General features: G+C 68.0%; 7 protein-coding genes. 2 read left to right on the top strand and 5 right to left on the bottom strand.

Annotation, left to right across the window (positions count from 1 at the left end):
* The 3 genes from JO059_RS16175 to JO059_RS16165 form a co-directional block, all read right to left on the bottom strand.
* Nucleotides 1-1,268, bottom strand: a 1,268-nt coding sequence (locus JO059_RS16175) for a hypothetical protein (protein WP_293320434.1), incomplete at its 3' end; no start/stop codon positions are given.
* Between the two features lie 173 nt (nt 1,269-1,441).
* Entirely contained in the window at nt 1,442-3,358 is a 1,917-nt protein-coding gene (locus JO059_RS16170) for an Hsp70 family protein (protein ID WP_293320442.1), read from the bottom strand.
* 157 nt (nt 3,359-3,515) lie between these two features.
* A complete protein-coding gene (locus JO059_RS16165; RefSeq protein WP_293320432.1) occupies nt 3,516-4,742 on the bottom strand; it encodes a hypothetical protein in 1,227 nt (408 codons plus the stop codon).
* 38 nt (nt 4,743-4,780) lie between these two features.
* Between JO059_RS16165 and JO059_RS16160 the strand changes: the two genes are divergently transcribed.
* Together JO059_RS16160 and JO059_RS16155 are read left to right on the top strand one after the other, a co-directional pair.
* Complete coding sequence (locus tag JO059_RS16160; RefSeq protein WP_293320429.1) at nt 4,781-5,377, top strand: TetR/AcrR family transcriptional regulator; 597 nt, start codon at nt 4,781-4,783, stop codon at nt 5,375-5,377.
* Nucleotides 5,378-5,401: 24 nt separating this feature from the next.
* Complete coding sequence (locus JO059_RS16155; RefSeq protein WP_293320427.1) at nt 5,402-5,899, top strand: nuclear transport factor 2 family protein; 498 nt, start codon at nt 5,402-5,404, stop codon at nt 5,897-5,899.
* Here JO059_RS16155 and JO059_RS16150 read toward each other — a convergent pair.
* Both JO059_RS16150 and JO059_RS16145 read right to left on the bottom strand, forming a co-directional pair.
* Nucleotides 5,889-6,542: a L,D-transpeptidase gene (locus tag JO059_RS16150; RefSeq protein ID WP_293320425.1), complete on the bottom strand. Its 654-nt coding sequence runs from the start codon at nt 6,540-6,542 to the stop codon at nt 5,889-5,891. The genes JO059_RS16155 and JO059_RS16150 overlap by 11 nt on opposite strands.
* 60 nt (nt 6,543-6,602) lie before the next feature.
* The gene (locus JO059_RS16145) at nt 6,603-7,280 is read right to left on the bottom strand and encodes a phosphatase PAP2 family protein (RefSeq protein ID WP_293320423.1); all 678 of its coding nucleotides are present in this window, start codon (nt 7,278-7,280) and stop codon (nt 6,603-6,605) included.
* Nucleotides 7,281-7,304: the final 24 nt, after the last annotated feature.

Below are 7,304 nucleotides of genomic sequence, written 5' to 3'. Positions count from 1 at the left end.
GGTCGCTGCTCCGCCGGAGGCGGTGGGGGCACCGCGACCGGCTGCGGCGCCGGGGCCGCCGACGGCGGCGGGGCCGGTGCCTGCTGCACCGGGGCCGGCACGGACTGCGGCGCCCGCCGCGTCGGCGTACGACGGGGCGGGGGGGCGGGGGGCGCCGCGTTGACCGCGCTGGGTGGCGTCTGCCTCAGCACGGGCGGAGCGGGTGGGACCTCGGGGGCGGCGGTCACCTCGGGCGCCGGCGGTGCGGCCTCCGGCGACGGCGGGGGCGCCGCGGGCACGGCGGCGGCCTCAGGCGCGGGCTCCGCCGGGGCCGCCGGGACTGGCGCGGGTGGCGGAGGGCCGGGGGCCGCCAACTGGGCATCGGGCGGCATGGGACTGGCCTGCGCGACTGCGCCGGCGGCCGGCGTGGGCTGCCGCGCCGGCCCCACATCCGACGCCAGCGAAATCACGACCAGTCCCGCTGCGACGGCCGCCAGCGCGCTGCCGGCCAACACCAGCGGTCCCCGCCGGTTAATGCTCACGTCATCGTCGAACGCGAAGTCTTCCCGGGCGCTGTGGGCGAACGCGCCGTCGCCGGTGCCCGGATCCAGGGAGTAAGCCAGCGCAGCCGTCGACGACGCGAACAACGGCGCGTTCGCCGACGCCAGTGCCGCCCCCCGGGCCAGCGCCATGTCGGGCTCCTCGGGGACCACGACTTGCAGTGCGGTCGCAGCCTCGAGAGCGCCCTTGAGAGTCAGCACATCGACCCCGCCGCCTACGACGAACACGCAGTCGGCCGGCGATGCCGGCGCGTCCAGGCCGGCGACCATGGTCCCCAGCTCGGCCGCAATCGCCGCCTCGGAGTTCCCGGCCAGTGGCTGCCGGCGCAGATCGCCGATCGATCCGTCGGCGGCCTCGACGATCGCCAACGTCGCGCCGTCGCGCTCGACGTACAACATCGCGATGTGCTCGTAGTTGAGGGCATCGCCGACGGCGCGCGCCAATGCGGCGGCGGCGAGCAAGGGCGGAACGAGCATGACGCTGCCCGCGTCGTGCGAGGCAGCCGCATCCCGCAGCGCGTCGACGTCGACGGGGTCCGTCCACGTCACCCCGGTGGCGGTCAGTCGGTGCCCGCCCGCGATCGCACCTTCCCGGGCTGCCGCGATCGTCCCGATGATGCGGTCGACCCCGGTGGTCGCCGAGTATTCCCGTGGGGCCACCGCGAAGTGGTCCTCTTCGACGGTGACACCGTTCGCGTCGTGGCCCTCGATGAGCACTGAACGCACCATCGTGGGGGCCGTAGAGATCCCGAGCACCATGTCCATGTGCGCCTCCAAGGCCTCCAAAGCCTCCCCGAAGGGGCAGCAAACAACAGACCCAGCCCGTCCTGGGTGCCGACTTCACGCTACTCGCGCAGGGCCGAAAGCGCTCTTAGGACGGCCGATTTCACAGGTCGTGCTTTTCAGTACCCAGGGCTCAGGAAAGGGTTCTGGGTGGGCTGCGGATACTGGGGGTACTGAGGCGGCTGAGGCGCTTGGGGTGGCTGGGGAGCCTGGCTCTGCGGAACCGGAACCGGTATCGGCACCGGTAGCAACGGCACGTGTATCCATTGCGTGGTCATCGGCACCGTAGTCGTCGGGGTCGTGGGGGGCGCAGTGGTCGTAGGCGGCGAAGGAGGTGTTGTCGTCGTCGCCGTCGTCGTGGTCGGCGACTGGGTAGCCGGCGCGGGCGTCGTCGTCGGCGGCGCCGGCCGATGCGTCGTGACGACCGGTGGCGCCTGCGTGGTCACGATCGCCGGTGGGGGCGGTGACGGCGGCGGCTCGGGCGTCGGTGGCGGCGCCGGGCTGGGTACCGGTTGCACACTCGGCGGTGGCGGTAGGGGGCTGGGCGGCGCCGTAGGAGGCGCTGGTGCCGCCCGACTCGGCATCAGCGGACGCTCCGGGACCGGCACGGGCGCACCGGTCCGCGCCGGCGGAACTTCGCGAATTTCTTTGCCGGACAATGTGTAAGCCACCCCGCCGATCGCGGTCATGGCGACCACGGCGCACATCCCGACGATCAACTGCGATAACCGGAGGCGCCGCCACCCCGGTTCCCGGGGTGGCTCGATCAGGTTCAGGCGCATCGACCAGCCCGCCTGACCGTCTTCGTCGTAGGCGGCGGGACTGTACGGAACCCGAATATCGCCGGGGAATTCCGTCTGAGACCAAGCCAACTCGCGATCGGTCAGCGCCTCATGGTCGATCACCAAGACGTCGCCGGCGCCGAGGTCGACGACGTCACCGACGGCGTCGGCCGCCGCGAGCAGCCCGATCGACGTGCGTGCCCGCAGATCCAACTGTTCGCCGCGCGAGGCCAGCATCAACGCGCCGGCGGCGGCCGCGAATTCCGGATGGGAAGGCTTCACTACGGGTCGGCGCCCGTGAACCGAAAGGCGTTCGGCGACAAGTGGAATGCTGGCGCCGCCGCCGACCATCACCACCGCCGAGAGGTCCGCCCAGCTCTTCTTACGACGGGCCAGCATATCGTCGAACGCATAGATGAACCCGCTCAGCCGGTCCTGTATCAGGTCTCCCAGCTCGTCACGCGTCAGCTTCATGCTGCACCTGCGCCCACCGAGCTCCACGGGGAATTCGGTCACCGTCTCGATGGACAACCGCTCCTTGGCCGTGCGGCACTGCTCCCTGAGCAGGCCGAGTTGACCCACCGCGGCGGTGCTGGCCGGATCCATACGGCTGAAGTGCCCAAGCTCCTCGAAGACCCTCAAGAGCACCGCTTGATCGATCTCGTCACCGGAGAACGCCGGGTATCGCATGGTGGGGCAGACCACTTCGAAATCTCCCGCGAGGCTCACCAACGTGGCCGAGGTGCCGCCACCCCCGAAATCCAGCAGTGCGACCACGCCCGTTGCCGCCAGGCACAGCTCCGCATTGGCCGCGGTCAGCGCCGCGATCGCATCGGAGACCAGTCGCGGCGCCATGCCGCTTCGGACAAACCCCAAATGCGTTCGCAGGCCGTTGCGCAGCGCCTGCACCGTACCCGGTTTCCAGTAGGCGGGAACGGCGATGGAGATTTCCGACGACGCCACGTCCGCGCCCGCCGCCAGCACCATCGCGTCCAGCGCTTCGACCATCAACAGGTCCGGGTCGTGGGCGGATCCGTCGGGCGACACCAGCGCCACCGACTCACCGATGCGCTCCACGAAGCCGCGCATCAGCACGCCCGGCTCGCTGAGGTTCGGACCTTCGTCCGGTAGACCGACTTTCGGCGCACAGTGCGGATACAGCGTCAGCACGGCGCGGCGTGTAACCGGTGGATTTCCGTTACACGCCGCGACCAGGTTACTGGTCCCGATCGACAACCCCAGCGGGTCATACATAGAGCGAAGACTTTCGGCGATAGGGGGGTCCGTGGCCAGCGTCAACCATAACGGCGGGCGCACCGTATGCAGTTGGCTCACAACCTCATTGGTATGTGGTCGATGCCGTGTCGTCACCGAAGTGGTATCGACGACCGTCTTGACAAATTGCTTTGGCTCAGACCACGGTCAAGGGCAGCGAACGCCTCGGTTCGAACTGGAAGGTCGATCCCCCACTCAATTTCGCTACCGAAACCTCTGGCAGTTCGTCGTCTGGGGTATCGGTTTCGATCAGTTCGGCGGTCCACTCGATGTCGGTGCCGCTAACCCGAACCGCGATCCGCGGATCCACCGCCGTGGCGATCGCCTGCAGCGGCTGCACGGATTCCGGTGAGCACAGCGATATCCACGCGCCATCGTCGTGGGCCGGCGACCGGTGCACCTGCAGCCGGTTCGCCTCCGTTTCCGCCGAGACGTAACCCACGGGGTTGAGCAGCGGATGCAGCTCGAGCACGCGGCGCACTCCCTCGATGCCGCCGGGGAGACCTAACGCGCGGTGAATGCGTTCTGCGCCAAGCCCGGCAAGGCCGATCAGCCCGCGGGTGCCCACCGAGCGGGCCTCGGCGTCGTCGGTGGCGCGCGCCCGCACCGCGATCGCGAACGACAGATAGAGCAGGTGCATCTGCAGGCAGACCTCGTCGGCCATCCGGGTCAGCGCCGAATGCGAGAACGCGCCGAAGTCGAAATCGGACAACAACGGTCCTGAGTAATCCGCCTGCCCCTCGTCGGCTCGATCGATGGCGTCCAATTCCCATGTCGCGGCGCGGCTTTGGCGAACAAGTTCCAGCGCGGGGATGCCCTGGGCCGGCGGATAGGACTCGTCGACGATCACCGTCCACGCGCAGTGCGGGTGCCGATCGGACGGTACCCGCGGCGGCCGGTGGATGGGACGCATCTGCGCGCGCGGATTGGTCGCCACGGCGGTGGCGTCGAACGTCGGATCCTCGATGGTGTGGCACATTCCGAAGACGTACTCGTCGCCCATCGGCTCCACATCGAGCAGCGCGCCGCAGTGGTCGAGGTGGAACTCGCCGTGCCAACGATCGTGGATGGTGTACCGGAAATCCATGAATTGCGGCGGCGCGCCGATGTCGAGCTGCAGCCCCTTGAAGATGGTGGGAACGTCGTCGCCCTCGTAATTCAGCGCCCGCTGCATCCGTCTGGTGTAGATCGGGCTGGCGCCCGCCCACTCCTCGATGGCGATCTGCACCATCTCCTCGCGGCCGAACGAGCTGATGCACCAGGCCATCCCGGACCGGTCGATCATGTGACCGATCAGCAGCAATTCGGGTACCAGCACCGCCAACTCGTCGCGGGACAGCCGCGCGTACCGGGATGGGCTCACCGTTCAAAAATAGACACGACTATGTTATAAAGTCAACAATGTCTATTGCTCCCACCCGGCGCACCACCGCGCCGCGCAAACGCGGCGACGACACGCGCGCGCGGATCATCGACGAGACGGTCCGCTGCATCGTGGAAGAGGGATTCGCGGCCACCACCGCAAAGCACGTAGCCGAACGCGCGGGAGTGACGTGGGGGGTCATCCAGTACCACTTCGGCGACCGCAACGGCCTGTTGGTGGCCGTCGTCGACGACGGCGTGGCCAGGCTGGTCGACAGCCTGTCGTCGGCCGACATCAGCGAGCTTGCGCTGCGGGAGCGCATCGAGCTCGTCGTCGACACCGCCTGGGGCTGTTACAGCAGCCCGACATCGATGGCCGCGTTCGAGATCCTGCGCGCCGTGCGCGGCCGGCCGGGCGCCTCGTCGCGGCGTCATCTGCTCGAGATGAACTCCGCGATCGGCCAACTCGGTCGGCTGATCACCGACGACCCCTCGAAAGCGGGTGTGGCCGAGGTCATTTGGGCCACCCTGCGCGGGGTGGTGCTGGCACAGATGATCACCGGGACCGACGTCGACTGGAGCGGGGAACGGCGCGCGCTGATCGACATGGTCACCAACTACCTGTCTGACGGTTAGGGGTAGCGCGACCCGCCCCGCGCCATGTGCTGCAATGACCAGATGAGCTTTCAAGAAGTGGCAGCCGACATCGAAGCGATCAAGCAGGTGAAGTACCGGTACCTGCGCGCGCTGGACACCAAGCACTGGGACGACTTCGCCGACACGCTGACCGAAGACATCAAGGCCGACTATGGCCCGTCGATCGGCAACGAGCTGCACTTCACCAATCGCGCGGGCCTCGTCGAGTATATGCGGACGTCGCTGCCCCTCAACGTCATCACGGAACACCGGGTGACGCATCCGGACATCACCGTCGACGGCGACACGGCAACGGGCAGCTGGTATCTACAAGACCGGGTCATCGTCGCCGACCTCAACTTCATGCTGATCGGCGCCGCCTTCTACCGAGACACCTACCGGCGCGCCGAGGCCGGCTGGAAAATCAGCGGAACCGGTTACGACAGAACCTACGACGCGACAATGTCGTTGGCGGGCATGAACTTCAAGGTAACGCCCGGCCGCGCGTTGGCTACTTCGTAATCGCGATCACCGCACCCGGCCGCAGCCAGCGGATGATCTGCACCAACGTGGTGTCGTCTATGGCCACGCAGCCTTCGGTGGGGCCGCCGTCGGTCGTGTGGAAGAAGAAGGCCGCGCCGCCGCCCGGGACCTTGTTCTTGTTAACACCCATCACGACGGCGTGCTTGTACTGCGGGATCTGCAGGTTCTCGCTGTCGGCCGTGTTGAACGGACAATGCGACTTCTCGCATACCTGCATCGAATTGAAGGTGGGGCTGTGGTCGTCACCGCTCCACCAGTGGTTGGGGCCGACCTGGGTGTACGGCAGTCCGCCACCCGGATTGGGCGCCGTGCCGAAGGCCGAGTCAAGCGTGTAAACGCCCATGGGCGTCGCGGGCACGCCGCTCCTGGCCTGCGGGGCCATGCCGGCCGATCCGACGTGGGTGGGAATCCCGGTCTTGAGCGCTTGCCAGCCCGCCGCGGTGCGCTGGTAGATGTCCATGGTCGCGTTGGAACCGCCGGTGCTCACCACCGAAACCACTTGCGTCGCATTGCCAACGGAGTTCGCGAACCAGGGTGTGGCCGCGCCACTTACCGGGGCGAGCGCCGGGGACAACGAAATCAGGCACACCGCAGCGCACAGCGAAACCAGCAGTCGGCGCATGGATTCCATCGTCAGGCGGCGCCAACCTTGGGGTCAAGTAAAAGTTCAGCCGCGATCGGGTCACTGCGCCGTGATCATCGGCGCGGCATCGGCCGCCGGCCTGCTCGGAGGCCGAAAGATCAAGATGCACAACAGGAAATACAAATAGCCGAGCGACCAGCCGGCGAGCACGTCGGACAAGTAATGCACGTTCAGCGCCACCCGGGCCGCGCCGACCAACACCAGGCACAGTGCGGTCACCGCGATCGCGACTCGACGCATCCTCCGACTCATCATCGGGAGCAGATAGCTCAGCAGGGCCAGGAGTGCGGCCGTCGCCTCGAGCGCGTGTCCGGAAGGAAACGACGTTCCCGACGCGGGCACCAGCATGGTCGACGGCCGCGGGCGGTTCGCCAGACCCTTGGCCGCCGCCGTCACCAACCCGCTCAGCTGCGCGCACGCCAGCAGCACCAGCGCCGCGCGCACGTGGTGCCTCACCAGCGCGGCCACCGCGGCCACCGCGCCCAGCAGACGCAGCGGAACCGGGCCCAGCGCGATCGAGACGACATTCCAAAACCAAACCCACATCGGGTGCTTGGTGGCAATGTCGTGCGCGCCATTCAACATCGAGTAATCGACGCGGTGCAGCCAATCCCAGCCCTGGCGGTAGCCCACCCACATGGCCGCGTACACGACGACAGCGACCACGGCGGCTCCTACGGCGACTCCTACGGCCAAGGCCGTCCGCGGGCGCGTCATGGTTCCCGTCATAGCGAGTAATAC

Origin of the sequence: Mycobacterium sp., from assembly GCF_019247615.1 — a bacterium.
Classification (GTDB): Bacteria; Actinomycetota; Actinomycetes; order Mycobacteriales; family Mycobacteriaceae; genus Mycobacterium.
The sequence above is the reverse complement of the archived record's forward strand: the minus strand, read 5'-3'. Positions and strand labels throughout refer to the sequence as shown.

What these genes read in the sequence shown, in the direction of transcription:
- JO059_RS16170 (WP_293320442.1), bottom strand. Translation starts at nt 3,358, where the DNA reads ATGTATGACCCGCTGGGGTTGTCGATCGGGACCAGTAACCTGGTCGCG.
- JO059_RS16160 (WP_293320429.1), top strand. Translation starts at nt 4,781, where the DNA reads ATGTCTATTGCTCCCACCCGGCGCACCACCGCGCCGCGCAAACGCGGC.
- JO059_RS16155 (WP_293320427.1), top strand. Translation starts at nt 5,402, where the DNA reads ATGTGCTGCAATGACCAGATGAGCTTTCAAGAAGTGGCAGCCGACATC.
- JO059_RS16150 (WP_293320425.1), bottom strand. Translation starts at nt 6,542, where the DNA reads ATGCGCCGACTGCTGGTTTCGCTGTGCGCTGCGGTGTGCCTGATTTCG.
- JO059_RS16145 (WP_293320423.1), bottom strand. Translation starts at nt 7,280, where the DNA reads ATGACGCGCCCGCGGACGGCCTTGGCCGTAGGAGTCGCCGTAGGAGCC.